This is a genomic window from uncultured Sneathiella sp., assembly GCF_963976355.1.
Taxonomy (GTDB): Bacteria; Pseudomonadota; Alphaproteobacteria; order Sneathiellales; family Sneathiellaceae; genus Sneathiella.
The window spans coordinates 54831-79842 of record NZ_CAXBKA010000009.1 but is presented as its reverse complement, the minus strand read 5'-3'; the positions used below and the strand labels follow the sequence as shown (position 1 = coordinate 79842).

Below are 25012 nucleotides of genomic sequence, written 5' to 3'. Positions count from 1 at the left end.
GCTTTTGGACTGAAATCTTTCAAAAATTTCGAAAATCAGGGGTTATTCGACCCCAGCGACGGACCGCAATCCTGAAGGCCGGTGGCGTCCGGGTCCTCTTCGGCGGGTTCATTCTCGCCCTCCTCGCCTTCGCTATAGGCAGGCGGCTCGTCATTGATCCATTCTTCGGTTTCCGGGTTGAGGGTGGCGACGGCGGCACCGGCGCGGACCGGCATGGCGACAAAGGCCCCCTGCTCATCCATCGGCATGGCCGGGGATTTATACATCCGATAGATGGCAAAGAGGCCAATGGCAATATGCCCGATCGCCAGCCAGCCGAAGAAAACATAGCTTCCCATCAGGGACATCAGCGGACCGACGATGATCGGGCCGAAAATCGCGCCGCAGCCGTTGACGAGGATCAGACCGCTACTCGCCGCCACCATTTTATCGACCTCGATATGATCGTTCGTATGGGCAATACAGAGCGAATAAAGCGGCACCGAAAATCCGCCGAACAGCCCGACGCTCAGCAGGAACAGCAGGAAGCTCCCGGTCTCCCCGGCGTAGAGCGCGAGAATGGCCGCCGCCCCGCTCAGCATGGTCGTCACCATCAGGATCATGCGTCGGTCAAACCGGTCCGACAGCCGCCCGACCGGCCATTGCAGGATCACCCCGCCCATGATCATCACACTGATGAAGCTCGAAATCTGGGCGACGGACAGGCCGATATTATCGCCATACACTGCCGCCAGGCCGTAGAACGCGCCGCCGGTCACCCCTTGCGCAAACATGCCGACGATGCCCAGCGGGGAAATCTTGTAGAGTTCCTTGAGCTTGAGCCGGGCGCTCGCCGTGAAATTCGGTGCCGCATTCGCGGTCAGCGCCATCGGGATCAGCGCGACGGAAATCAGCACGGAGATAAAGATAAAGAGCGTATATCCGCCCGGATCGGCGAGGTTGAGGAACAGCTGTCCGCCCGCCATGCCGCCCATCATGATGATCATATAGACAGAGAGAAGCTGTCCGCGCGTCTTGTTCGTCGCCGCGTCATTGAGCCAGCTTTCACAGACGATATAGAGACCGGCGAAGGCGAAGCCTGTCAGCAGCCGCATGAAACCCCAGACGATGGGATCGACGAAGACGACATAGATCAGCGCCGCCGAGGAGGCGAGCGAGGCCAGTGCCGCGAACACGCGCACATGGCCAACATTCGCCAGAATCATCGGTGTGATGATGGAGCCGACCAGGAATCCGAGATAGTATCCGGACATGACAAAACCGGTGACCGCCGCGGGAAATCCTTCCAGCGTCGCCCGGATGCCGACAAGGCTGATCTGCAGGCCGTTGCCGACCATCAGCAGGCCCAGGCCCAGCAACAGGGGCCATGAATTTCTCACCGCAGCATACATCGCACTTCGTCCGCTACAAAAGGAATCGCGTAAAGCCCGCTTTGATCACATTTGGCGCTTTGTGCCAATCAGAAAGCGACATTTTCTGTCCTGATAAGGAAGGTCAGGGTTTTTCTTTGCGCAGCAGGAACTCGCGACCGAGTTTGACGGCCGGTGTGCCGTCGTAAGAGATGATATCCGCCGTTGCATAGGTCTCCGGCCAGATCTCCGGCAGGAAGGACCCCGTGCCGATCACATCGATGGGGGCCTTCATGTTGCCCATGGTCCGGCATTTCTCCGGCGAGAAGCCCGAGGAGGCGACAATCTTCACCTTGTCGAAACCTGCTTCATCCAGCTGTTCGCGCATCAAATAGATGGCCGCCGCCGAGACTCCGGTCCCGACCAGCCATTTCAGCTCCTGTTCGGAGCGGTACTGGCGGATGCCGCGCGGCATGTGCCGTTCCAGCACCGCATAGGAGGTGGCGGGATCCAGCCCCTCGATAAAGCGGCCGCCATGGGTATCGATGCGGACGGACACGCGCCCCGCTGCCGCCATGTCGGGAAAACGGCGGCAGGTGGCCAGCGCGTCGGTAATTTCCTTGCCGTAGTAATCGACAAGGACGGTGAGCGGATCGTCCGGAAAGCTCTCATGGAACATTTCCGCTGCCCGCACGGTGCTGCCCGCATAGCCGATCAGGGCGTGGGGCATGGTGCCCATGCCAAATTCGTTACCGAAATAATGCGCGGTCGCGTTATTGGCATTGCCGATGAAGCCAAGCGCTCCCAGTTCCCGGACCACGGCGCGGCTGCCGACGGAGGCGGCATAGGCCATCAGTTCCGCCATCTCCGACCCGGCGCAATGACGGGCGTCCATAGCCAGGAAATATGTCTCCGGCATGTGGGAGCACATGGCATAGGCGTTATAGGCCGCGACACAGGCGGAGCCCAGCTTCTGCAGGTAAAGCGTCTCCAGATCGACAAGGTTGTGGAAACTGCCGGTGATATAGACAAGTGGCTCGCCGGCGCCGACCCAGTCCCCTTCCTCGAAGCAGGGCTCGATCTGGAAGCTGTGGCCGCGCATTTGCGCCATGCCGTTCAGCCAGTCCAGCATCAGGCGCGGACAGAAGATGACCGGGCGCCGCATGAAGACGGCATAAGTGACCGTCTTATCGCCAAAATGCCCGATAACGCGCTTGGTCTTGTTAAAATACTGGTCCGTATGGTCGGCGATGGCGCGATCCACCGTCTCCCGCTTGTCAACTGGCGTCTGGCTGGTCATGTCCCTGTCAGGTTACGAGGCTGCTGCGATAGCGGCGCCGTTGCCCCTTTCCTTCTTGATCATTTCGGAAATCAGGAACGCCAGCTCCAGCGCCTGATTGGCATTGAGGCGCGGATCGCAGGCCGTGTGATAGCGGTCGCTGAGGCCCTCCTCGGTGACTTCGAACGCGCCGCCGATGCATTCGGTGACATTCTGCCCCGTCATCTCGAAATGGACGCCACCGGCATAGGTGCCTTCCGCCTGGTGCACATCGAAGAACTGGCGCACTTCTTCCAGAATGCGATCGACCGGGCGGGTTTTGTAACCGGTCGCCGATTTGATCGTATTGCCATGCATTGGATCGCAGGACCAGACAACCTTCCGTCCCTCGCGCTCAACTTTGCGGATCAGCTCGGGCAGATGTTTCTCCACATTGTCCGCGCCAAAGCGGCAGATGACCGTCATCCGGCCCGCCTCATTCTTCGGGTTGAGCGTATCAATCAGCCTGAGCAAACCATCTGCGGTCTGCGTCGGACCGGCCTTGACGCCGATCGGGTTGGCAACGCCGCTCAGGAATTCCACATGCGCTTCGTCAGGATCGCGGGTGCGGTCGCCGATCCACAGCATATGGGCCGAGGTATCGTAGTAATCGCCCGATGTACTGTCGACGCGGGTCAGGCTCTGCTCATACGGCAACAGCAGCGCCTCATGTGAGGTGTAAAAATCCGTCCGCCCCATTTCGGGGGTGTTATTAGAGGTCACGCCGCAGGCCTCCATGAAGGCAAGCGCGTCATGAATGCGGTCGGCCATCTCACGGTAGCGTTCCCCCTGATCGCCGCTGGCGACGAAGCCCATGTTCCAGCTATGGACCTGATGCAGATCGGCATAACCGCCTTGCGCGAAGGCGCGCAGCAGGTTGAGGGTCGAGGCCGCCTGTGAATAGCCTTTCAGCATCCGCGCCGGATCGGGTATGCGGGCGTCCTCGTTGAAGTCGAAGCCGTTGATGATATCGCCACGGTAGCTCGGCAGTTCAACGCCGTCCTGGGTTTCCGTATCGCTGGAACGTGGTTTCGCGAACTGACCGGCGAGACGGCCCACCTTGACCACCGGGCAGTTGGCACCGAAGGTGAGGACCACCGCCATCTGCAACAGCACCTTGAAGGTATCGCGGATATTGTCCGGATGGAATTCCGCGAAACTCTCGGCGCAGTCACCGCCCTGCAGCAGGAAGGCTCGGCCTTCCGCCACATCGGCGAGTTTTTTCTTAAGGCTTCTCGCCTCACCTGCAAATACGAGGGGCGGAAAGGATTTCAGTTCACTTTCCACCGCGCCAAGCGCGTCGAGATCCGGATAGGTTGGCAGCTGGCGGGCATTTTTTTGTCTCCAGCTGTCAGGGGTCCAGGATTTGGTCATCTCGATATTCCTCAAATTTAGTTTCGCTTCATTAACGCTATTATCTACAGCCTTTTGCCGTTTTCGCAATCCATAACCGGCCATTTAGCGGATAAATGACCAAAAAACAGGCTTAAATCATATGTATACGGTATAAATCCGGGCAAATCACGCCGCGACGAACTTCTCCCGCATGGTGACGATTTCCTCGGCGAGCGAGGGATGAACACCGACCGTCGCGTCAAACTGTGTCTTGGTCGCCTTACATTTGAGGGCGATGCCGACGGACTGGATAATTTCCGCCGCGTCACCGCCGACAATATGCACGCCGACGACAATATCTGTCTTCTGATCAACGATCAGCTTGACGAACGCCTTTTCTGTTCCGCCGGTCAAGGTCATTTTCATTGGACGGAATTCCGACTTATAGATATCCACCTCACCGAATTTCTCCCGCGCCTCAGCCTCTGTCAGACCGACGGTGCCGACCTGCGGCTGTGAAAAGACGGCGGAAGGGACATTTTCGTGATCCGCCGCGCTCGGACGGTTACCGAACACAGTCTCGGCGAAAGCCATGCCCTCATGAATGGCAACCGGGGTCAACGAAAGGCGGTCGGTAACATCGCCAACCGCATAGATATTATCGACGTTGGTCTGCGAGCCTGGTGAAACCTTCACGGCGCCATTTTCCTTGAGCTCGACACCGACATTTTCAAGTCCGAGGTTATCCGTGTTGGGTTTGCGCCCCGTCGCATACATGATCGCGTCGGTCTCAATCACATCACCATCTTCCAGCGTGACTTTCAGGCCGCTGTCAGTCTTCTCGATTTTTGCCGGATTTGAATGGGTGCGTAGATTGATGCCCTTTTTCTGGATCTCATCGGCCAGGAAATTCTGCACATCAGAATCGAAACCGCGCAATATTTGCGTGCTACGGTAAAGCTGCGTCACTTCGGCGCCAAGGCCGTTGAAAATTCCAGCGAACTCGACGGCGATATAGCCGCCACCAACGACAATTATCCGTTTGGGAAATTCTTCGAGATGCAACGCCTCATTCGATGAAATGGCATGTTCGATGCCGGGAACGTCGGGCATGACCGGCCATCCGCCGGTGGCGATCAGGATGTATTTTGCGGTCACCGTTTTATCACCGACGCGGACCGTGTTCTTGTCGACAATGGTCGCCCGTGCCTCGAAGAGCGTCACGTTGTTGTTATCGAGGATGCCGTGATAGATACGGTTCAGCCGGTCAATTTCCTTATCCTTGTTTTGGATCAGCGTTTCCCAGGAATGACTTGTCTCGCCAACGGTCCAGCCATAGGCGGCGGCATCCTCGAAATCCTCCGAGAAATGACTGGCGTAGACCAGCAGCTTTTTCGGCACGCAGCCACGGATGACGCAGGTGCCGCCGACGCGGAATTCCTCGGCGATGGCGACTTTCGCGCCCAGGCTTGAAGAAATGCGGGACGCACGGACACCCCCGGAGCCGGCGCCAATGACAAACAGATCGTAATCAAATTCCACTTTACTACTTCCTATATCAGACGCCGGTCACGGCATCGGGTTTGCGCGGCCCCGTTTTATGTAATGGCGATCAGCTGTCGATGCCGCCGATACACATGTATTTGATCTCCAGATAGTCTTCAATACCGTATTTCGAGCCTTCGCGGCCGATGCCGGATTGCTTGACACCGCCAAAGGGCGCCATTTCGGTCGAGATAATGCCGGTGTTGATGCCGACAATGCCATATTCCAGCCCCTCGCCGACGCGCCAGATGCGACCGATATCGCGAGCGCAGAGATAGGCGGCGAGACCAAATTCCGTATCATTCGCCATTCGGATGACATCGGCCTCATCGGTGAATTTGAATACCGCTGCCACGGGACCGAAGGTTTCCTCCTTCGCGACCTTCATTTCCTGTGTCATGCCGGTGAGGACCGTGGGTTCAAAAAATGTCTGGCCGAGGGAGTGACGCTGACCGCCAACTTCCAGCTTCGCGCCCTTCCCGAGCGCATCCTTGATATGATCCTCGACCTTCTCGATTGCTGCCTCGTTAATCAGCGGGCCTTGCGCGACGCCGTCTTCCAGGCCGTTACCGACTTTCAGGTCCCTTGCCTTTTCCGTCAGCTTCTTGATAAAGGCATCATGGATGCCATCCTGCACATAGATGCGGTTGGCGCAGACGCAGGTCTGGCCGGCATTGCGATATTTAGACGCCATCGCCGCTTCTACCGCCTCATCAAGATTGGCGTCATCGAAGACGATGAACGGCGCATTACCGCCAAGTTCCATGGAGGTTTTCTTGACTGTGCCCGCGCATTGTTCCATCAGCAGCTTGCCGACCCGGGTCGAGCCGGTGAAGGTCAGTTTGGCCACAGTGGGGTTGGAGGTCATCTCGCCGCCAATATCCTTTGCTTCCCCGGTCACGACACTGAGGATACCCGCCGGGATACCCGCCCGTTCTGCCAGCACCGCCATGGCGAAGGCGGAATAGGGTGTGAGTTCCGCGGGCTTGATCACCATCGGACACCCCGCCGCGAGCGCCGGGGCCGCCTTTCGCGTGATCATGGCAATCGGGAAGTTCCAGGGTGTAATCGCCACCGTGACGCCGATCGGCTGCTTGATGACGACGATGCGCTTGTCGCTCTGATGTTCGGGGATGGTGTCGCCATAGATGCGCTTGCCCTCTTCGGCGAACCATTCGATGAAGGACGCGGCGTAGGCCACCTCCCCTTTTGCCTCGGCCAGCGGCTTGCCCATCTCGACAGTCATGATCTTGGCGAGGTCGTCTGTTGCCTCCAGCATCAGATCATGCCATTTGCGCAGGATATTCGCCCGCTCCTTCGCGGTCTTGCCGGCCCAGCCGGGCATGGCGTCCTTCGCCGCCTCGATCGCGCGGCGGGTCTCGGCGGCGCCCATCTCCGGCACCGTGCCGATCACCTCTCCGGTTGCCGGGTTGGTCACCTCGATTTTTCCGCCGCCATCCGCGTCGCACCAGCTGCCGGCCACAAGTCCCTGCATTCTCAGCAGATCGGGGTCCTTCAGATTGAGGGGGTTGGTGTTTTTGTCCAGCATAACGGCTCCTTTGGTTGGCCTTCCCTTGGGTGTCGCCCGGATTTCCGGGCCTTTGAGAGAAAGCGGAGTTTATGCCTGTTTATGTATGAGTCAATGTTCCATCCTCAAGCTTTTTTGCACGCATCATAAGAGTCAGGTTGAAACTCGTCTCAAGGCCCCGTATCTTCGACGCCATTAGTCCTTGTAATATCATCAGAATACGTCGGAAGCGTGCGGGGGATTTGTGGCAGCCGGATCGAAAAAAGTCATATATGCGGCGCTTATCGGCAATTCGCTCATCGCGGTGTCGAAATTCACGGCGGCCTTTTTTACTGGCAGTTCGGCGATGCTGAGCGAGGGCGTGCATTCGCTGGTCGATACGGGAAACCAGATCCTGATGCTGCACGGCCTCAAGAAGGCGGCGAAGAAGCCGGACAGGCAGCATCCCTTCGGCTACGGGATGGAGCTGTATTTCTGGGCCTTTGTCGTCGCCATCCTGATCTTCGCGCTTGGCGCCGGCATTTCCCTCTATGAGGGGATCAAGCATATTCGCCATCCCGAGGTGATCACCGATCCGACCTGGAACTATGTCGTGCTCGGCCTCGCCATTATTTTCGAGGGCTGGGCCTGGACTGTTGCCTATCTCGAATTTAACCGCATCCGCGGCAAACGCAGCCTGTGGCAGGAAGTCCGGCACAGCAAGGACCCGACGATCTTCACCATCCTGTTCGAGGATACAGCGGCCATGCTCGGCCTGGTTACCGCGCTTGTCGGTATCTTTCTCGCCCAGCATCTCGGGATACCGGAACTGGATGGCGTCGCCTCGGTTGTGATTGCAGCGATCCTCGCCGCCGTTGCGGTCCTGCTCGCCATCGAATGCAAGGGCCTGCTGATCGGCGAGAGTGCGGGTAAGCAGGTCGTCGAGGGGATCGAGCAGATCATCGGCAATGACAGTCGCATTGTCAGCCTGAACGAATTGCTGACCATGCATTTGGGGCCGACGGATATTCTGGTGAATGTGAGTCTCGATTTTTCCGATGCCCTCGATTCTATCGAGGTCGAAGCCGCGATCAGTGATTTCGAGACCCGGATCAAGCAGCAGTTCCCCAATGTAAAACGCGTCTTCATCGAGGCCCAGAATTTCACGGCCCATCGCAAGGCGCTCACCCCCTGAATGAGTACAAACCTGATTTATATGCGCAAAGTCGAAGAACAGAAACGCTCGGACAATTTCCGGAAAGTCGTGCGGGAGAGCGTGACCTCCGCGGATGACTTCAAGACCGACACCGTCCGCGCACTCTATCGCTGGTGGGCGGAGTTTCAACCCGATCTTCCGCTCCGGGCTGATTTCGATATTTCCCGCCACTGGAAGCTGGCGCCCTCCCTCTATCTGGTCGAGGTACTGGGACCGGGACGTTATCGTAACCGCCTGAACGGCGAGACGGTGGTGGATATCGTCGGCACGTCCCTGCGTGGTCATGAGATCACACCGCAGGATCCATTGCCGGAAATCCGGCTGCTCTCCGACTATCTCGATACGCTGGTCGCCGGGCGGACGGCGCGGCGCTGCTCGGGCGTTGCCGATGTCTTCGGCAAAAAGTATCTGTCATTTGAGACAGTCGACTGCCCGCTCGTCGATGAGGCGGGCGATATCCGCTTCATCATCGGCGCCATGTCCCTTTTGAGATAAAACAGCCTTATCTCAAGGCACGGGAAGTAGAAAACATCGGCTTTACTTGGTCCTTGTAATAAAAAATAGGCTTGATTTCCGCGTTGCAAGGTTTCAGAATTGGATAAATCTGTTTGAAACTGTTGATCTGGCAATGCGTATTTACGGGCCCTTATCACAGACAGTCCGGGCCCGGGTATCGCGCGTTGCCGCAGGAAGACAAGCTGGGCTCTCTTCAACAATGTAAATTTCAGTTGCAAGGGAACGTTTACGCCGCAGAAGCGTTATACTATCAGCTTGGTCTCCGGCCGGACATAACGGGAGTTGATATGATCGCTTTATCTCAAATCCTCAAACGCCTCATCAGGCAGGGCAAGCTCACGGTGATTGATCCGGATGGCCGGGAAATCCTCTTCGACAGCGGCACTCCCGGCCCGGTCGTCAAAATGCGCCTGCATACGAAAGCCGTGACCCGCAAGCTTGCCCTCTTCCCCAAGCTGTATCTCGGCGAAGCCTATATGGACGGGGAGCTCACGCTGGAGGACGGCAATATCTACGATCTGCTGGACCTCTTCACCCGCAATATCGGCTGGGGAAAGCGCAACCTGTTCGTTGATCTCGGCGATTTCGTCTATCGCTTCTACTGGTTTTTCAACCAGTTCAACCCGAAAAGCCGCTCGCTCAAGAATGTCGCCCATCATTATGACCTGAGCGATGACTTCTATGACCTGTTCCTTGATGAGAACCGGCAATATTCCTGCGCCTATTACAAGACGCCGAATGACAGCCTGGAACAGGCGCAGGTGCAGAAGATGGCGCATATCGCCGCCAAGCTCGCCCTGAAACCGGGGCAGAAAGTGCTGGATATCGGCTGCGGCTGGGGCGGCATGGCCCGCTTCCTCGCCGAGAATGCGGATGTGAAGGTCACCGGCGTCACCCTCTCGAAGAACCAGCTTGGCTATGCCAGCGAGAAGGCCAAACAGATGGGCCTCGTGAACAAGGTCGACTACCGCCTCACCGATTATCGCGATGTCACCGAGACATTCGACCGGATCGTCTCCGTCGGCATGTTCGAGCATGTGGGCGTGCCCCATTACAAGCAGTATTTCAAGAAGGTGAAATCGATCCTGAGCGATGACGGTGTCGCCTTGATCCATACCATCGGCACCGCCGACCGCCCCTCGCCGACCAATCCGTGGATACAGAAATACATCTTCCCCGGCGGCTATATCCCGCCGCTCTCGGAGGTCACCCCGGCGATCGAGAAGGCCGGGCTTTACGTCACGGATATCGAGATCCTGCGTGTGCATTATGCGGAAACATTGCGCGACTGGCGCAAGCGGTTCATGGCGAAGCTGGAGACCGTGCGCGAAATCTATGATGACCGGTTCTGCCGGATGTGGGAATTCTATCTCGCCGCCAGCGAAGTCTCCTTCCGCAACAGCGGCCTTGTCGTGTTCCAGATCCAGCTTGCGAAGCGCCTCACCGACCTGCCGCTCACCCGCGACTATATCAGCGAGATTGAGGAAAACGAACTCAACCCCGCCCGCGTCGCGGCGGAATGAGGCCCCAAAACCATTGAAATTCAGGGATTTTTACCCATATCAGGAGGGTTCTGGTGAGGCATAAATAACATATCGGAAATTTCCTGATTTAAGGAAATCCTGATTTTTTATGTTTCTAAAATACAAATTGGTGTATTTATCACCGGAGAGCGTTTGATTACGAGGAAGACATGACAAAGACAGCGAATGTTGAGCTTACCGAGAAACAACGCGAATCCATCTTCAAAGAGCTCAGCCATTTTAACCTTTTCAAGGACAGCGCGCATGTCCCGGTGAAAGGGATCACTGACTGGCCTCCGGCCAAGGAAGCGAACGAAGACAAGCCGAAGCGGGCCAGGAAAAAAGCCTGATAGGCTGCTGTAAGCGGCTATTTGCGTTGGGGGGTGCATTATTCGGATGCCTTGGGTTTACGACAAACTTGTAGCGGATAGGAGAGCCTAGTTCCGCATCAACGGATGTCTCAACGCCCACTCCCACCTGTTGATAGGTAGACTTTTTCCCCACTCATTTGCGAATGTGTATACAACTTATTAAGATTTTAAACATGGACAAAAAAATCTTCTAATTGTAGGATTTCTAGTGTCTTTAAGCACAGATTGAGGAAAAATATGAATACTTGGATATCGAATGTATTTGGGGTTCTTCTTAATATTCTTCATATTGTTGTGATTGTTGGTTTGTTTATATTTTGGCAACAGGCTTCTCAAACCCAAGTAGACCAGACGAAGTTAGCTCTTATTGTTTTGTCGGTATTTTTGGGTTACATAATTGTGATAGGAGTTCTGACAACATTTATTTCCATAAATGAACGATTAGGAAAAATTGTCGAATTGCTGAAAGAGCAAAACTCCCCCACCAAATTATTTTCCGAAAAAGACTAGCCCCCTACTCCACCGTGACGGATTTGGCGAGGTTGCGGGGCTGATCGACGTCGGTGCCTTTCAGGACGGCGACGTGATAGGCGAGGATCTGCACCGGGATCGCATAGAGGATCGGAGCGACGAACGGATCCACCGTCGGCAGCTCGATCGAGCCCAGGGCCCGCCCGCCAAGCTGCTTGATCCCTTCCGCATCGGAGAGGAAAATCACCCGTGCATTCCGGGCCATCACCTCCTGCATGTTGGAGGCCGTTTTCTCAAAATAGGGATCAGACGGGGCCACCACGATGACCGGCACCAGCTCGTCAATGAGCGCAATGGGCCCATGCTTGAGCTCCCCCGCCGCATAGCCCTCCGCATGGATATAGGAGATTTCCTTCAGCTTCAGCGCCCCTTCGAGGGCGATGGGATACCCTGTGCCGCGACCGATATAAAGCACGTCGCGCGCCTCGAATATTTCCTCGGCAAGTGTCTTGATATTCTCGTCCCCATCGAGGATTTCCGCCGCCCGCGCCGGAACCTCCGCGAGCGCCTTGCAGAGCCGCGCCTCTTCCTCATGGTCGATGGTGCCGCGCTTGACGCCCGCATCGATGGCAATACAGGCGAGCGTCACCAGCTGGCAGGTAAAGGCTTTCGTTGAGGCGACGCCGATTTCCGGTCCGGCCTGGGTATGGAAGACGAAATCCGATTCCCGGCCCATGGAGCTTTCCTCCACATTGACAATGGAGGCGATATGCTGGCCGTTCGCCTTTGCATATTTGAGCGCCGCGAGCGTATCCGCCGTCTCGCCGGACTGCGAGATAAAGAGCGCCAGCCCGCCTTTTTTAAGCGGCATCTGCCGGTAGCGGAATTCCGAGGCGATATCGACCTCAACATTGAGATCGGCGATCCCCTCGAACCAGTATTTGGCGATCATGCCCGCGTAGTAGGACGTGCCGCAGGCGACGATGGTCATTTTCGGCAGATCGTTCCAGTCAAACGGCAGGTCGGGCAGCGTGATGGTGCGGCTTTTGGGGTTGAAGAAGGCGTTCAGCGTCTCGCCCATGACCGCGGGCTGCTCGGCGATTTCCTTCATCATGAAATGGCGGTGGTTGCCCTTGCCGATCATCGCGCCGGAGAGCTGCGTCTGCTTGATCGGTCGTTCGACCTTAGCGCCGGTCTTGTCATAAAACGTGGCGCCGTCGCGGGTGAGCACGGCCCAGTCGTCTTCCTCCAGATAGGAGATGCGTAACGTCAGCGGCGCGAGCGCGAGCGCGTCGGAGCCCAGGAACATCTCGCCGTCGCCCCAGCCGACCGCGAGCGGCGCACCGCGGCGGGCGCCTATCATCAGGTTGTTATGGTTCTTGAAAATCACCGCGAGGGAGAAAGCGCCATGCAGTTTTTTAAGCGCGGCGGCCATCGCCTCTTCCGGCGTTTTGCCCTCGTCGATATAGCTGGTGATCAGCTGCGCCGCGATTTCCGTATCGGTCTCGGATTCGAACACATAGCCCTTGGCCGTCAGCTCGTCGGCAAGCTCGCGGTAATTCTCGATAATCCCGTTATGAACGAGCGCGATCTGCTTCGTCATATGTGGATGGGCATTGACTTCGTTCGGCACGCCATGGGTGGCCCAGCGCGTGTGGCCGATCCCGGCGAGGCCCTGAAGGCCATTGCCCTTAAGCACCTTTTCAAGATTTTCGAGCTTGCCTTCGGCGCGGCGGCGGTCGATCCCGTCCGCGGTCAGCGTCGCGATCCCGGCGCTGTCATAGCCGCGATATTCCAGACGCTTCAATCCGCCAATCAGTGACGGCACAACGTCTTTCTTGCCGAGAACCCCGATAATTCCACACATATTTTGCGTACCTTATAATAAAAACAATAGTTTGGCGTTATTTTTTGACTTTTTTCTTCAAGTCACGAAAGCGCTTCGCCCAGCCGGATTTCTGCTTTTCCTCTGCCCGTTCGATCCCGAGGGCGTCGGCCTCGACATTTTTCGAGATGGTGCTGCCCGCGCCGACAATCGCGCCATCGCCGATCTTGACCGGTGCGACCAGCGCGGTGTTGGAGCCGATAAAGGCCCCGGCCCCGATGTCGGTCTTGAACTTGTCATAGCCGTCATAGTTACAGGTAATGGTGCCCGCGCCGATATTGGCCTCGGCCCCGACGCGCGCATCGCCGATGTAGGAGAGATGGCTGACTTTCGCGCCGGTCTCCAGCGTTGATTTCTTGATCTCGACGAAATTGCCGATCTTGACCCTGTCCGCCACTTCCGCGCCGGGGCGCAGCCTTGCGAAGGGGCCGATTTGTGCCTTCTCGCCAATGGTCGTGCCTTCCAGATGGCTGTAGGCCTTGATGCGGACATTGTCACCTACCGTCACCTTGGGACCGAAGAAGACGCCGGGCTCGACCACCACATCCCGCCCCAATTTCGTATCATGGCTGAACCAGACGGTCTCCGGGTCGATCAGCGTCGCCCCCGCTGTCATTGCCGCCAAGCGCCAGCGTCTTTGCGCGATGGCTTCGGCCTCGGCAAGCTGGACGCGGTTGTTGACGCCGAGAAGCTCCTCCTCCTCGCCCTTCACATAGGCGCAGGTAAGACCTTTTTGAATCGCGATCTCGACAATATCGGTGAGGTAATATTCGCCCTTGGCATTCTTGTTGTCGACCGCCGTGATGAGGGCTTCTAGATGTTCACCATTGATGGCCATGACCCCCGAATTACAGAGCCGAACGGCGCGTTCCTCGGCGCTCGCATCGGCGAATTCGACGATGGCAGTTAAATTCCCGTCTTTATCGGTGACCAAACGACCGTATTCCAGCGGATCATCCGGCTCGAACCCCAGCACGACAACGGCGCATTTGTCGCTCGCGCGGCGTTTCTCGATCATTTTTTCAAGGGTTTCCGCCTCGATCAGCGGGGTGTCGCCATAGAGAATGAGCACATCGCCGCCAAACCCTTTAAGCGCGTCAAGCGCGGCGGCGACCGCATGGCCGGTGCCGAGCGCCTCTTTCTGGATGGCAATCTCGGCGGGCGCGACCTCTTCCTGCACGCTGTCCATGGCGGGCGACGTCACCACCACGACTTTTGACGGATCAAGCGCCCCCACGGTGCCCAGAAGATGGGAAATCATGGGCCGTCCGCCGATTTCATGCATGACTTTCGGCTTGGCCGATTTCATGCGGGTTCCGGCTCCGGCGGCGAGGACAACAGCGGCGATAGAGGTCATTTTACGATACGGCCTTTAAATATACTCACGATTTCGGCTTTAATAACACTTAACCATAGACTAAAAACAAATAAAAAAATGTTACCGGATTTTTCAAAAATGCAGAATTTTAGCCTAATTTTCGATCTCGACGGCACTCTGGTGGACAGCGCACCGGACCTCTTCTCGGCGCTCAACTTCTGCCTGAGCCATGCGGGACGGGAGACGATCGACCTCGATCATGTCCGCCATATGGTTGGTCAGGGCGCGCGGGCGCTGCTCGAAAAAGGGCTGATAGCGACCGGCGGAATGCTGGAACGGAACGAATTCGAGGCGCTCGCCCAGGAATTCTTCCTCTTCTATGAAGATCACCTGAGCGATGCGAGCCTGCCCTATCCGGGCGTGATGAAGGCGCTAGAGGCGTTCCGGGCGGAAGATGTGCCGCTTGCCGTCTGTACGAACAAGCCGGTCGGCTTTGCGCGCAAGCTCCTCGATGAGCTGGAGATGAGCCAGTATTTCAAGGCCGTGACCGGCGGCGACAGCTTCAAGATGCGCAAGCCCGCCGCGGGACATATCACGGGAACGCTGTCGGAGATGGAACATCGCGGCGATGCGGCCTTCATGATCGGTGATTCCGCCACCGACATCAATGCCGCCCATAACGCCGGGATCCCCTGCATCGCGGTCAGCTATGGCTATACGGAAACCCCGGTTCACGACCTCGGCCCCGACCATATCATCGATCACTTCGATGAACTGGTTCCGCTGATCCGGCGCCTGACGGAGACCCCGTCCTAGTTGCCCCCCTGATACCGCATTTCCCTGAGGTCGATAATAGCTTCTTCTTTCGGGACAAGGACTGTATTGAAAACCATGCGCCACACTCCCTGAGTGAAAATTTTCAAATAGTATGTCTGTCCTTCCACGACATCCAATGTCAGCGGTTCATCCACTGCGATAACGTCTGTCCGAAATTCATGCAACCCCGGATCAGTTTGAAAGGTGATATATCCGCCTCGATTTAATATTCCGACCTGTTGTCCGTTATCCAAGAATGGTGAGGTTACACCGGATCCCCGGAATTGATCCAATCGATACACATAAACGAGCGCCTTGCCGGGTTCGGGCTTCAGGTCCGGCGTGACGGAGCTTTGCTCGGAAAAGGTGGGACCGGTCGCCGTGCAGCCAGCGAGAATGAGGACGGCAAAAACGGAAAGAATAAAACGCATAAAAACACCTGACAGGATTGAGATAGAGGGTCACTTACTATCGCAATGCGGTGGTATGCGCAATCTGTAATTTATTGAGTTACCTTAATCTTCGCCCTTGAAGATCGGCAGTTCGGCGATTTTCTTGCCCGACGGGATCTCGCGGGAGAAGATCCAGTCGGCGATGTCCTTCCAGACGACGGGGCCCTGCAGATCGCGCATCAGCATGTGCCAGCCGTCCTCATAGAAGACGATATCCGTGCCGCCCGGCAGGCGAGCCGCGATTTCCTCGACCGGTTCCTTCGGCACCAACTGGTCATTCGCGCCATAGAGCAACAGCACGGGCGGGGTAATCTCCTCCGCCACGTCATAGGCCGCATCCATGATCGAGACAAGACCATAGAGGGAATCGATGCGGGTTTCCTTGATGAACAGCGGATCGGCGCCAAGATTCTGCAGCATCGAGATATTATCGGAGGCCTGAATGCCCATGCCCCTGCCCGTCAGCGTCGTATCGGGAAAGGTATGCGCCGCCGTCCAGAGCACGGCCTTGTAGAAAAGATTGAGCGATTTCCAGCCCCAGACCGCGGGGGCCGAGAGGATCACGCCATCGACGTCCGGAAAACCGTCCGTAGTGACGGCGGTCATCACCACGGCGCCGCCCATGCTCTCGCCGATGAGATAGACGGGCTTGCCGGGATATTTCTCCCGCACCTCGCGGACCATGGCGGCGAGATCCTTGACAAGCAGGTCCTGCCCCGGCCAGATGCCGAAATTCGGTGCCTCTCCGAAGCCCCGCTGGTCATAGGCGATGGTGGTCAGGCCCTGCCCCATCCACCAACTGCCCGGAAAGGCGTAGGTGTTGCTATAGTCGTTGAAGCCATGCACGGCGATCAGCACCGCCCGCGTCTCCTCCGCCTCCCATGTCTTGACGGGGAGCCGTATGCCGTCGGCGGTGTCGAGATAGCGATCGTTCAGCACCGGCTCGCCATTTTCCGCTCCCGCCTGCTGCACCACCGGCGAGCAGGACGCGGCGAGAACAAGGGCCGCAAGACTTAGGAACAAGGGACGCAAATGGGACATCATCGACTTTCTTCCAGCAGGGCCGCGACGCGGGCGCGCAAATGCGGCACGATCTCGGCCTCGAACCAATCATTCTTCTTCATCCAGCCCTGCACCCGCCAGCTCGGATGGGGTAGCGGCAGGATATCGGGCGCATATTGCAAATAGGTGGCAACGGTTTCCGTCAGGGTCTTTTTCCGCCGCTTTCCGAGATAATATTTATGGGCATATTGGCCAACCGCAAGGATAAGCCGCACATTGGGCAGCATCGGGATCAGCGTCGGATGCCAGGTGGCGGCGCATTCGGGCCTCGGCGGGGCATCGCCGCCCTTGTCCAGCTTGCCCGGATAACAGAAACCCTGCGGGACAATCGCGAATTTTTCAGGGTTGTAGAAGGTTTCCTTGTCGACATCGAGCCAATCCCGGAGCCGGTCTCCCGATGGATCGTCCCAGGGAATGCCGCTCGCATGGACTTTCGTGCCCGGCGCCTGACCCGCGATAAGGACCGGCGCGCGATGATCGGCGACAAGCACCGGCCGCGGCCCGAGGGGGAGATGCGCCTCGCAAATCCGGCAGGCGCGGATATCGGTTAGAAGATTGGCCAGCGGTTCGGGATTTTCCGTCATCGGGCGGCTCCCTCGCCTCTAGTGGCAGCGGCGGATGATATCGTTGAGGCGGGGTGCGTCTCTGAGGCCGGGGCGGTGCAGAAGGACGCCGTCCGGCGCCGCTTCCGCCCATCTTTTTTCTATTTTTTCCGTTATGGCAGAGCCCTTTACAAGGCAGACATCCCGTTTCACCTTAACGATAATATCGTCTTTCCCTTGCGGATAGCAGGCCGGACTGGCGAGGCCGACATCATAGTCCAGCATGCCCAGCCAGCAGGCAGCCCGCTCTCCTTCAAGGATCAGGAAAGGATCACTCACCTTTGAAATTACCCTCCCGCTTGTCGAAAAAGGCCGAGATGGCCTCCTCATGGTCTTTCGTGTAATGGGACAGCGCCTGGAACGCCGCTGACATTTCGAGAAGACTGTCGAGGCGCATATGCTCCCCTTCGCGCATCAGCTTTTTTGCCATGCGCAGCGAATGCGGCGGGTTGACGGCAATCCGCTTTGCAAGATCCATGGCGCTGTTCATCAGGTCCGCATCATCGACAATGCGCGAGACCAGCCCCCAGTCGAGCGCGGTTTCGGCATCGATCATCTCGCCGGTAAAGGTCATTTCCGCGGCGCGGCTGCGGCTGATAACCCGCGGCAGGAACCAGGCCCCGCCGTCGCCCGGAATAATCCCGAGGCGGACGAAACTCTCGGCGAAACGGGCGGAGCTGGCGGCGATGCGGATATCGCACATGCAGGCCAGATCGAACCCGGCACCGACCGCCGGACCGTTGACGGCGGCAATCGTCGGTACGTCGAGGTTATAGAAGGACAGCGGAATCTTCTGAATACCGTGGCGGTAGCCGTCCCTGATCTGGGCGGGAGAGCCGGCGAACAGCCCCTCCTTGTCGCGCATATGCTTGACATTTCCCCCGGCGGAGAAGGCTTTCCCCGCGCCGGTCAGGATAACGCAGCGTACCGACTTGTCCTTGCTGATCCGATCCGCCGCATTCAGGAACGCGTCGAACATTTTATCATCGGAGAGGGCATTGCGCTCCTCCGGCCGATTGATCGTGAGGGTTACAATGCCCTCATCTTGTTTGTACAATAATGCTTCAGTCATGCCGGACAAGCTACCCAATTGCCCGCAAAATAGGAAGCGGGAAAATGACCTGACCGGAAGATGATGCCTGAAAACTTGACATCACTTCGGAATAAGGGGATCGTTTTACAGAACCGGGAGTATATTTGCCAAAAAAAACAAGAAAAAGTTCAGGATACCCCGATGACAGTACTTACCAATTCGCCGCTTCCCGTCTCCTCCTATCGCGGCATTTTCCTGTTTTGCACGGCCGTCGCGCTGTTTGCGGTGATGGATTCGTTTGCCAAGCTGGCCGGGCAGACCTTCAATCCGCTTCAGGTTGTCTGGGCACGCTGCTTTTTCCATATCCTGCTGCTGGTGATTTTTCTGGGTCCCTCGAACGGGCTTGATCTGATCCGGACGAATAACCTGAAAATGCAGATCCTCCGCTCGATGCTGCTGCTCGGCGCGACAATCTGCATCTTCACGGCGGTGAAATATATCCCGCTCGCGGATGCGGGCGCGATTGCGGCGACCTCGCCACTCTTCGTCATTGTCCTCTCGGTGCTGCTGCTGAAGGAGAAAATCAGCGTCCGCCGCTGGGCCGCCGTTGCCTGCGGTTTTGCAGGCGCCATGATCGTGCTCCGGCCCGGGCTCTCCATGGTGCATCCGGCGATGTTTCTGGTCGTGCTGATGTCGCTTTTTTATGCGCTCTATCAGCTCACAACCCGCCATCTTGCCGGGGTTGACAGCTCCTCGACGACAGCCTTCTATTCCGTGCTGGTCGGCACAATCGTCATGAGCTGCGTTGCGCCCTTTATCTGGGTCACGCCGGACCTGATGGGCTGGCTGCTGTTGGCGCTTGTCGGGTTGCTTGGCGGGGTCAGCCATTTCATCATGATTGTCGCCTTTAAATACACCGTTGCCTCGACGGTCGCGCCATTCAATTATACGCAGTTGATCTGGATGGCGATCATCGGCTATTTCGCCTTTGGCAACCTGCCGGACGGGTTCACCATTCTCGGCGCCGCCATCATCGTCGGCAGCGGCCTCTACATCATCCATCGGGAGCGGGTGACCAAGGAGGCCTAGACGGGTCTAGGGGGCGACAAGCGGCACTTTCAGCAGCATCCCGAATTCCACCGCGAAATTGACGGAGACGCGGGCATGGACCTTGCCCTGCCGATCATAGAAACGTCCCTTGTTGCCGATGGGAAAGACGCCCTCATGCCAGATGTTCGGGTGGATATAGAGGCCCTTCGTCCCATCGCAGTAGAAGGAGACAAAATCCTCCGGCTGCACATCATCGCCCGGCAGCGCCAGCGGCACCATGAAGGGCGTGCCGTCCAGCGAATAGAAGAGCTGTCCGCCGTCGGGGTGATAGTTGGCATGCCAGAGCAGCACCTGATCCTGTTCCTTTGTGGCGACCTTGCTGTCGGCCTCCTCCGGGTTGCGGGACCAGCCGAGGATATAGGTGTCTTTCACCGCGTTGTTGCGGCCCCAGAGTACATCGCCTTCCCACCAGAATTCGAAAATGCCTTCCGCCGTGCCGCCCTGATTGCCGGTCCCCTCGTCGACTTTACGCGAGCCGGAGGTCGGCCAGGTGACAATCTCGATCGGGAATTTCTCGTAATCCTCGACCAGGCAGCCATATCCTTCCAGCGTCTCGTCGGTGGCGACAATGACCGGCATGTCGAGAAGCGGCAAATCCTCCGGGATATCCGGGTTCAGGAAATCCGGCGCGTCGGCCGTGGCAGATGTAAGCATGGCTTTCCCCCTGTTTTTCCGGAATTAAGCCACAATCGGGCTCAAAAGAAAAGCGCGGAGGCCGCTTTTTGCGCGGCGGAACCGTTCAGCTGACATTCGCGCGCTCGACCACGGCATGCAGGAGAACGTTGCAGCCGGCCGCGAGATCCTCGGGCGTTGCCTCTTCCGCCTCGTTATGGCTGATCCCGTCCTCGCAGGGCACGAAGATCATGCCCGTCGGCGCCACACGGGAGATATAGCAGGCGTCATGCCCGGCACCGGAAATGATGTCCATATGACTGAAACCAGAGGTTTCCGCACCGCTCCGGACCGCGTTCACGCAGTCCGCATCGAACTCGATCGGCGGCGAATACCAGATTTCCTCGAACGCCATCTCAAGCCCGCCCTCGGTCACGATATTCTCGGCGAAGCTGCGCAGTTCCGCGTCCATCTTGCTCAAAATCTCGTTCTTCGGGTGGCGGAAATCGACGGTGAAGAAGACCTGCCCCGGAATGGTGTTGCGGGAATTCGGGCTCGACTGGATCATGCCGACGGTGGCGCAGGCGAAGGGCTGATTGTCAAGGCCGATGCGGTTCACCTCCGCAATGATTTTCGACGCGGCGACCAATGCATCTTTCCGCCGGGCCATCGGGGTCGGCCCGGCATGGGCCTCCTGCCCCGTGATGGTGATCTCGTACCAGCGCTGCCCCTGCGCGCCCATGACGACGCCGATGGTCTTCTCCTCATGCTCGAGGATCGGGCCCTGCTCGATATGCGCTTCGAAAAAGGCCTTTATCTCGCGGCCGCCGACCTCCTCCGTCCCCGCATAGCCGATGCGCTCCAGCTCCTCGCCCATGGTCTTGCCGTCGATATCGGCGCGCGACAGCCCGTATTCGAGATCGAAGGCGCCCGCGAACACGCCGGAGGCGACCATGGCCGGGGCGAAACGCGATCCTTCCTCATTCGTCCAGACGGCAACCTCGATCGGATGCTCGGTCGTCACATCGAAGTCATTGAGGGTGCGCAGAACCTCCAGCCCGGCGAGAACGCCATAGACCCCGTCATATTTCCCGCCCGTCGGCTGGGTATCGAGATGCGAGCCCATCATCACCGGCGGCAGGTCATCGCGGGCGCCTTTGCGGCGGGCGAAGATATTGCCCATCTTGTCCACCTTGAGGGTGCAACCGGCCTCGCGGCACCAGGAGGAGAAGAGATCGCGCCCTTCCCGATCGAGATCGGTGAGCGCAAGGCGGCAGCAACCCCCCTTCTCCGTCGCGCCGATCTTCGCCATCTCCATCAGGCTCTCCCAAAGGCGATCGCCCTTCACCGTCATATTCTGCATATCTGTCACCTCCCAGCTTCAAGGAGGATGATTACAGGCGTATAAAGCCTTGTCTAGCCCTTCTCACAGCCGTGCTTATATATGATTGCTTAAAAATCTAATGGTAATATTAGTTTGTTTAAGTATTTAAAGTAAGTTTTGCTATTTCGAGCTAACAGAAGCATATGCTTTGAATTTTCCGTAAAGAATGAATGCATAGTTTGCAGCAAATTTATCATTTTCAACTGCATGCCAAATGAAAACCCTCACACCATCACCTTTTTCTATTATCTGAGCATATTGCATGATGTCTTTAAAAGCCTCAAATGCCGCTTCGTCTGAAACTTGGTAGACATCAATCGTCGCGTTTTCGTCGATATAATTTCCAATTTCTATTAGATGAATGCCTCTGACCCATGATTGTATTAATTCTTCAAGTTTACCTTTTGGAATAAGTACACCCGTACGAGAACCTTTATCATAATTCTCTTTGAATGAAGGGAGTACCTCGGGAGAATGCTTGCTTGGCATTTTTTTTAATTGTCTAAGTAGGGCGAATTTTTTATTTAGCCTATGCATCGAATCTTTGGCAGATTGCCCTAACTTCGGATCTATTGATCTGAATATCTTATCTATAATTGGCTTTTCGCCCTTATTTTCAGGGTCTAAGCAAAGCGCGATAAGCCCTAATAGTTTCCCCTCCGTTGCAGATTTTTGTCTATTGCATTCAATACAACAAGGCGCTTTCCATTTTCTCACAGGCGGAGTATCCGCTGGATACCAGCTTCTCGCTATCACGTGATCGACAGTGATTTCACTTTTCGGAAATTTTTTAAGACAGTAAGTGCACTTTTGTTTGTTCACCTGATTCATCGTGCCACAATCATAGCACGAAATATAATTTAAATCTATTCTCCCTAACTCCCCGTGATTTCCTCCTGCAGGAGATCGAGTTCGAGCCAGCGGGTCTCGGCGTCGTCTTTTTCGGTTTGTGTGCGGGTAAGCTCGGCGGCTTTCTTGTTGAAGTCGTCCGCATTTTTCGCGAACAGGTCCGGATCGGCGAGCGCGGCTTCAAGCGCCGCGATTTTCTGCTCCAGCTCTTCGATCACGGCGGGCAGCCGGTCATAATCACGCTGATCCTTGTAGCTGAGCTTTTTGCGGGGGCCACTGCGCTTCTCGGCTACTTCTTTTGGCTTTGCGGCCTTGGCCGGAACTTTTGAGGCGTCTTTCTTCTGGCGCATATAGTCGCTGTAGCCGCCGACGAATTCCTCGATGCGGCCGCCCTCTCCGAGCACGATGGTAGAGGTCACGAGCTGGTCCAGGAATTCACGGTCATGGCTGACGACCAGCAGCGTGCCGTCATAGCCCGAGAGCATCTCCTGCAACAGATCGAGGGTTTCCATATCGAGATCGTTGGTCGGCTCGTCGAGGATCAGAAGGTTGCTTTCCTTCGCGAGCAGCTTGGCGAGCAGCAGCCGGTTCTTCTCGCCGCCCGACAGCGCCTTGACGGGGCTTTTCGCCTGCCTGTCCTCGAACAGGAAATCTCTTAAGTAAGCCACCACATGGCGGACCTCGCCGCGCACCAGAAGCTGCCCGCTGCCGGGATCGGCGAGCGTGTCCCAGAGGCTCGTCTCCGGATCGAGGGCCTCCCGGTTCTGATCGAAAATCGCCGGAGTGAGATTGGTGCCGAGCGTGACCGTGCCTGATGTCGGTTCCAGCTTGCCCATGAGGATATTGAGCAGCGTCGTTTTCCCCGCGCCGTTCGGGCCGATGATGCCGACCCGGTCGCCTCTTTGTATTTTGGTGGAGAAATTCCAGATAACCTCATGATCCCGGCCGTTTTCATCCGTATAGGTCATCGAGATATTCTCAGCCTCGACCACCGTTTTCCCGCTTTTCGCGCCGCTCTTGACCGAGAGCTTGGCGCTGCCCACGGGCGCCTGCCGCTCCGCCCGTTCGGCCCGGAGGCGATGCAGGGCGCGAATGCGGCCTTCGTTCCGCGCGCGGCGGGCGGTGATGCCCTTGCGGGACCAGCCGGTCTCCTCGGCAATTTTCTTGTCCAGCTTCTTCGTCTCCACCTCCTCGCGGCGAAGGATTTCCTCCGACCATTCCTCGAAGGCGGCGAAGCCCTTGCCATGGGTACGGAGCACGCCGCGGTCGAGCCAGAACAGCCGGTTGGTCAGGTTTTTCAGGAACTGCCGGTCATGGCTGATGATGAGAAGCGCGCCCTTGAAGGCTTTCAGCTCTTCTTCCAGCCAGAGAATGGTGGTGATATCGAGATGGTTGGTCGGCTCGTCCAGCAACAGCACATCGGGATCGGAGACGAGCGCCTCGGCCAGGGACACGCGCCGCGCCTCCCCGCCGGAGAGGGTCTCCAACAGCCGGTCGCCCTTGATGCCGACGCCGTCCAGCACCTGATCGACCAGATAGCCCCGCTCCCCCGCCGCATCGCCGCCGGCAAGGCCGCTGGCCACCTGCTCCGCGACGGTGCGGCCGGGCGTGATGAGCGGCTGCTGACGGAGGTAGCTGACCTTCACGCCGCTCTGCTGGAACCGCTCCCCGCCGTCGAGATCGATATCGCCCGCCAGCGCCTTCAGCAGCGTCGACTTGCCCGAGCCGTTCCGCCCCATCAGCGCAACGCGCATCCCCGGCTCGATCCCGAGCGAGATATCTTTGAACAGATCGCCGCCACCAAAGGTGATGCGGGCGTCTTGCAGGGCCAGAATGGGTGCCGCCATGGAAATCACGTGCCAATATGCTGGAATTTTCCGATTGAGAGGCTTCTATCACTGAAGACCCCTCCTTCGCAATCGCCAGTATTAATCATTTCGAAGAAGAGCTGATAAATTAAACGTAGTCGTGGTACTAGTATTCTAAGTTAGCATTTGTATTGCAAAACCGTGAAGGTTGTTTAAGATTTAAGATATGTTTCGGATTATAGCATTTTTTGGCATCATGCTGGCCATAATCGGCTGCTCTTCAATTGGCGGCCGGGTGGAGTCTTTTGCTGATACAGAAAAACTTACAAAGGGAAAAAGTGTCGTCGTTCTTGGATTTCCTAAAGATGTGGATGAAAGCTTGGAATTTGCATCATACAGGCCGATAATCGAGCGACATTTTGCTTCCAAGGGCTTTGTTATTACGAACGACACGACTGGATCTGATCTTGTGGCATTTGTGACGTATGGTATCGATGATGGGCAGGCTTCAACGTCGATTGTTAGCACACCAATCATAGGGAAAACGGGCGGCGGCACATCTACCTTTTCTGGCAGCATTTCATCTTCTACTGGAAGGCCGGTGAGCAGTTTTTCTGGTTCGACATATTCCCCACCAACTTATGGAATTGTCGGGACTGCGACTCGTTCCGAACGAAGTGTCTTTTTTATGCGAATTTTGACGATAACCATTGCAGATCGCCGAAGCCTTCAAGAGGGGACCCCAAAGCTTTATTATCAGGGAACCATAAAGAGCGAAGGGCCGTGCGGCATATTGTCAAAAGTAATTCGTGAAATGGCGGATGGACTGTTTTCTAAGTTTCCCGATCAAAGCGGAACCATAAAGGTTCGCCGGAAAGAAAACTGTTAGACAGTTATTAGGCAAGGGTGACTACCTCAGCGTCCGTTGAG

Annotated in this window: 24 protein-coding genes; 8 read left to right on the top strand and 16 right to left on the bottom strand. The window is 57.0% G+C overall.

The window, feature by feature from the left end:
* Positions 1-35: 35 nt before the first annotated feature.
* From AAC599_RS17370 to gabD, 5 genes are all read right to left on the bottom strand, one after another.
* A complete protein-coding gene (locus tag AAC599_RS17370; protein ID WP_340151673.1) occupies positions 36-1391 on the bottom strand; it encodes an MFS transporter in 1356 nt (451 codons plus the stop codon).
* A gap of 103 nt (positions 1392-1494) precedes the next feature.
* Complete coding sequence (locus AAC599_RS17365; RefSeq protein ID WP_340151672.1) at positions 1495-2649, bottom strand: hypothetical protein; 1155 nt, start codon at positions 2647-2649, stop codon at positions 1495-1497.
* 12 nt (positions 2650-2661) lie between these two features.
* On the bottom strand, positions 2662-4041 hold the full coding sequence (locus tag AAC599_RS17360) for a 3-deoxy-7-phosphoheptulonate synthase class II (protein ID WP_340151671.1): 1380 nt from the start codon (positions 4039-4041) through the stop codon (positions 2662-2664).
* Positions 4042-4188: 147 nt separating this feature from the next.
* Positions 4189-5544, bottom strand: a complete 1356-nt coding sequence (gene gor / locus AAC599_RS17355) for a glutathione-disulfide reductase (RefSeq protein WP_340151670.1) — start codon at positions 5542-5544, stop codon at positions 4189-4191.
* A gap of 70 nt (positions 5545-5614) precedes the next feature.
* Positions 5615-7096, bottom strand: a complete 1482-nt coding sequence (gabD, locus tag AAC599_RS17350; RefSeq protein ID WP_340151669.1) for an NADP-dependent succinate-semialdehyde dehydrogenase — start codon at positions 7094-7096, stop codon at positions 5615-5617.
* A gap of 223 nt (positions 7097-7319) precedes the next feature.
* Here gabD and AAC599_RS17345 point away from each other — a divergent pair, with 223 nt between their 5' ends.
* From AAC599_RS17345 to AAC599_RS17325, 5 genes are all read left to right on the top strand, one after another.
* Positions 7320-8249: a cation diffusion facilitator family transporter gene (locus AAC599_RS17345; protein ID WP_340151668.1), complete on the top strand. Its 930-nt coding sequence runs from the start codon at positions 7320-7322 to the stop codon at positions 8247-8249.
* Entirely contained in the window at positions 8250-8765 is a 516-nt protein-coding gene (locus tag AAC599_RS17340) for a PAS domain-containing protein (protein WP_340151667.1), read from the top strand. It abuts the gene before it with no gap.
* Between the two features lie 308 nt (positions 8766-9073).
* On the top strand, positions 9074-10309 hold the full coding sequence (locus AAC599_RS17335; protein WP_340151666.1) for a cyclopropane-fatty-acyl-phospholipid synthase family protein: 1236 nt from the start codon (positions 9074-9076) through the stop codon (positions 10307-10309).
* A 170-nt stretch (positions 10310-10479) separates the two neighbouring features.
* The gene (locus AAC599_RS17330) at positions 10480-10659 is read left to right on the top strand and encodes a hypothetical protein (protein WP_340151665.1); all 180 of its coding nucleotides are present in this window, start codon (positions 10480-10482) and stop codon (positions 10657-10659) included.
* 258 nt (positions 10660-10917) lie between these two features.
* A complete protein-coding gene (locus tag AAC599_RS17325; protein WP_340151664.1) occupies positions 10918-11190 on the top strand; it encodes a hypothetical protein in 273 nt (90 codons plus the stop codon).
* A gap of 4 nt (positions 11191-11194) precedes the next feature.
* Here the strand turns inward: AAC599_RS17325 and glmS are convergent, their stop codons facing one another.
* Both glmS and glmU read right to left on the bottom strand, forming a co-directional pair.
* Entirely contained in the window at positions 11195-13018 is a 1824-nt protein-coding gene (glmS, locus tag AAC599_RS17320; protein WP_340151663.1) for a glutamine--fructose-6-phosphate transaminase (isomerizing), read from the bottom strand.
* 37 nt (positions 13019-13055) lie between these two features.
* Positions 13056-14393: a bifunctional UDP-N-acetylglucosamine diphosphorylase/glucosamine-1-phosphate N-acetyltransferase GlmU gene (glmU, locus tag AAC599_RS17315; protein WP_340151662.1), complete on the bottom strand. Its 1338-nt coding sequence runs from the start codon at positions 14391-14393 to the stop codon at positions 13056-13058.
* 99 nt (positions 14394-14492) lie between these two features.
* Here glmU and AAC599_RS17310 point away from each other — a divergent pair, with 99 nt between their 5' ends.
* Positions 14493-15170 carry an HAD family hydrolase gene (locus AAC599_RS17310; RefSeq protein WP_340151661.1) on the top strand — a complete coding sequence of 226 codons (678 nt, stop codon included), beginning with the start codon at positions 14493-14495 and terminating at the stop codon, positions 15168-15170.
* Here AAC599_RS17310 and AAC599_RS17305 read toward each other — a convergent pair.
* From AAC599_RS17305 to AAC599_RS17285, 5 genes are all read right to left on the bottom strand, one after another.
* Positions 15167-15601 (bottom strand): DUF2846 domain-containing protein, encoded by a 435-nt coding sequence (locus AAC599_RS17305; RefSeq protein WP_340151660.1) that lies wholly within the window; start codon positions 15599-15601, stop codon positions 15167-15169. The two genes, AAC599_RS17310 and AAC599_RS17305, sit on opposite strands and share 4 nt — an antisense overlap.
* Before the next feature lie 84 nt (positions 15602-15685).
* Complete coding sequence (locus AAC599_RS17300) at positions 15686-16666, bottom strand: lysophospholipase (RefSeq protein ID WP_340151659.1); 981 nt, start codon at positions 16664-16666, stop codon at positions 15686-15688.
* The gene (locus AAC599_RS17295) at positions 16663-17268 is read right to left on the bottom strand and encodes a uracil-DNA glycosylase family protein (protein WP_340151658.1); all 606 of its coding nucleotides are present in this window, start codon (positions 17266-17268) and stop codon (positions 16663-16665) included. Before AAC599_RS17295 ends, AAC599_RS17300 begins: the two co-directional genes overlap by 4 nt.
* 18 nt (positions 17269-17286) lie before the next feature.
* Complete coding sequence (locus AAC599_RS17290; protein ID WP_340151657.1) at positions 17287-17565, bottom strand: hypothetical protein; 279 nt, start codon at positions 17563-17565, stop codon at positions 17287-17289.
* Positions 17558-18358 (bottom strand): crotonase/enoyl-CoA hydratase family protein, encoded by an 801-nt coding sequence (locus AAC599_RS17285; RefSeq protein WP_340151656.1) that lies wholly within the window; start codon positions 18356-18358, stop codon positions 17558-17560. The genes AAC599_RS17290 and AAC599_RS17285 overlap by 8 nt, the downstream gene beginning before the upstream one ends.
* Positions 18359-18520: 162 nt before the next feature.
* Between AAC599_RS17285 and AAC599_RS17280 the strand changes: the two genes are divergently transcribed.
* Positions 18521-19408, top strand: a complete 888-nt coding sequence (locus AAC599_RS17280) for a DMT family transporter (protein ID WP_340151655.1) — start codon at positions 18521-18523, stop codon at positions 19406-19408.
* A 6-nt stretch (positions 19409-19414) separates the two neighbouring features.
* Here AAC599_RS17280 and AAC599_RS17275 read toward each other — a convergent pair whose 3' ends face one another.
* The 4 genes from AAC599_RS17275 to AAC599_RS17260 all read right to left on the bottom strand — a co-directional run bounded on the left by AAC599_RS17275 (position 19415) and on the right by AAC599_RS17260 (position 24121).
* Positions 19415-20083, bottom strand: coding sequence for an ureidoglycolate lyase (locus tag AAC599_RS17275; RefSeq protein WP_340151654.1), 669 nt, complete (start codon positions 20081-20083; stop codon positions 19415-19417).
* 85 nt (positions 20084-20168) lie between these two features.
* Positions 20169-21404, bottom strand: a complete 1236-nt coding sequence (locus AAC599_RS17270) for a Zn-dependent hydrolase (protein ID WP_340151653.1) — start codon at positions 21402-21404, stop codon at positions 20169-20171.
* A 141-nt stretch (positions 21405-21545) separates the two neighbouring features.
* Positions 21546-22247, bottom strand: a complete 702-nt coding sequence (locus tag AAC599_RS17265; protein WP_340151652.1) for an HNH endonuclease signature motif containing protein — start codon at positions 22245-22247, stop codon at positions 21546-21548.
* Positions 22248-22300: 53 nt separating this feature from the next.
* Entirely contained in the window at positions 22301-24121 is a 1821-nt protein-coding gene (locus AAC599_RS17260) for an ATP-binding cassette domain-containing protein (RefSeq protein ID WP_340151651.1), read from the bottom strand.
* A 187-nt stretch (positions 24122-24308) separates the two neighbouring features.
* Between AAC599_RS17260 and AAC599_RS17255 the strand changes: the two genes are divergently transcribed.
* The gene (locus AAC599_RS17255; protein WP_340151650.1) at positions 24309-24971 is read left to right on the top strand and encodes a hypothetical protein; all 663 of its coding nucleotides are present in this window, start codon (positions 24309-24311) and stop codon (positions 24969-24971) included.
* Positions 24972-25012: the final 41 nt, after the last annotated feature.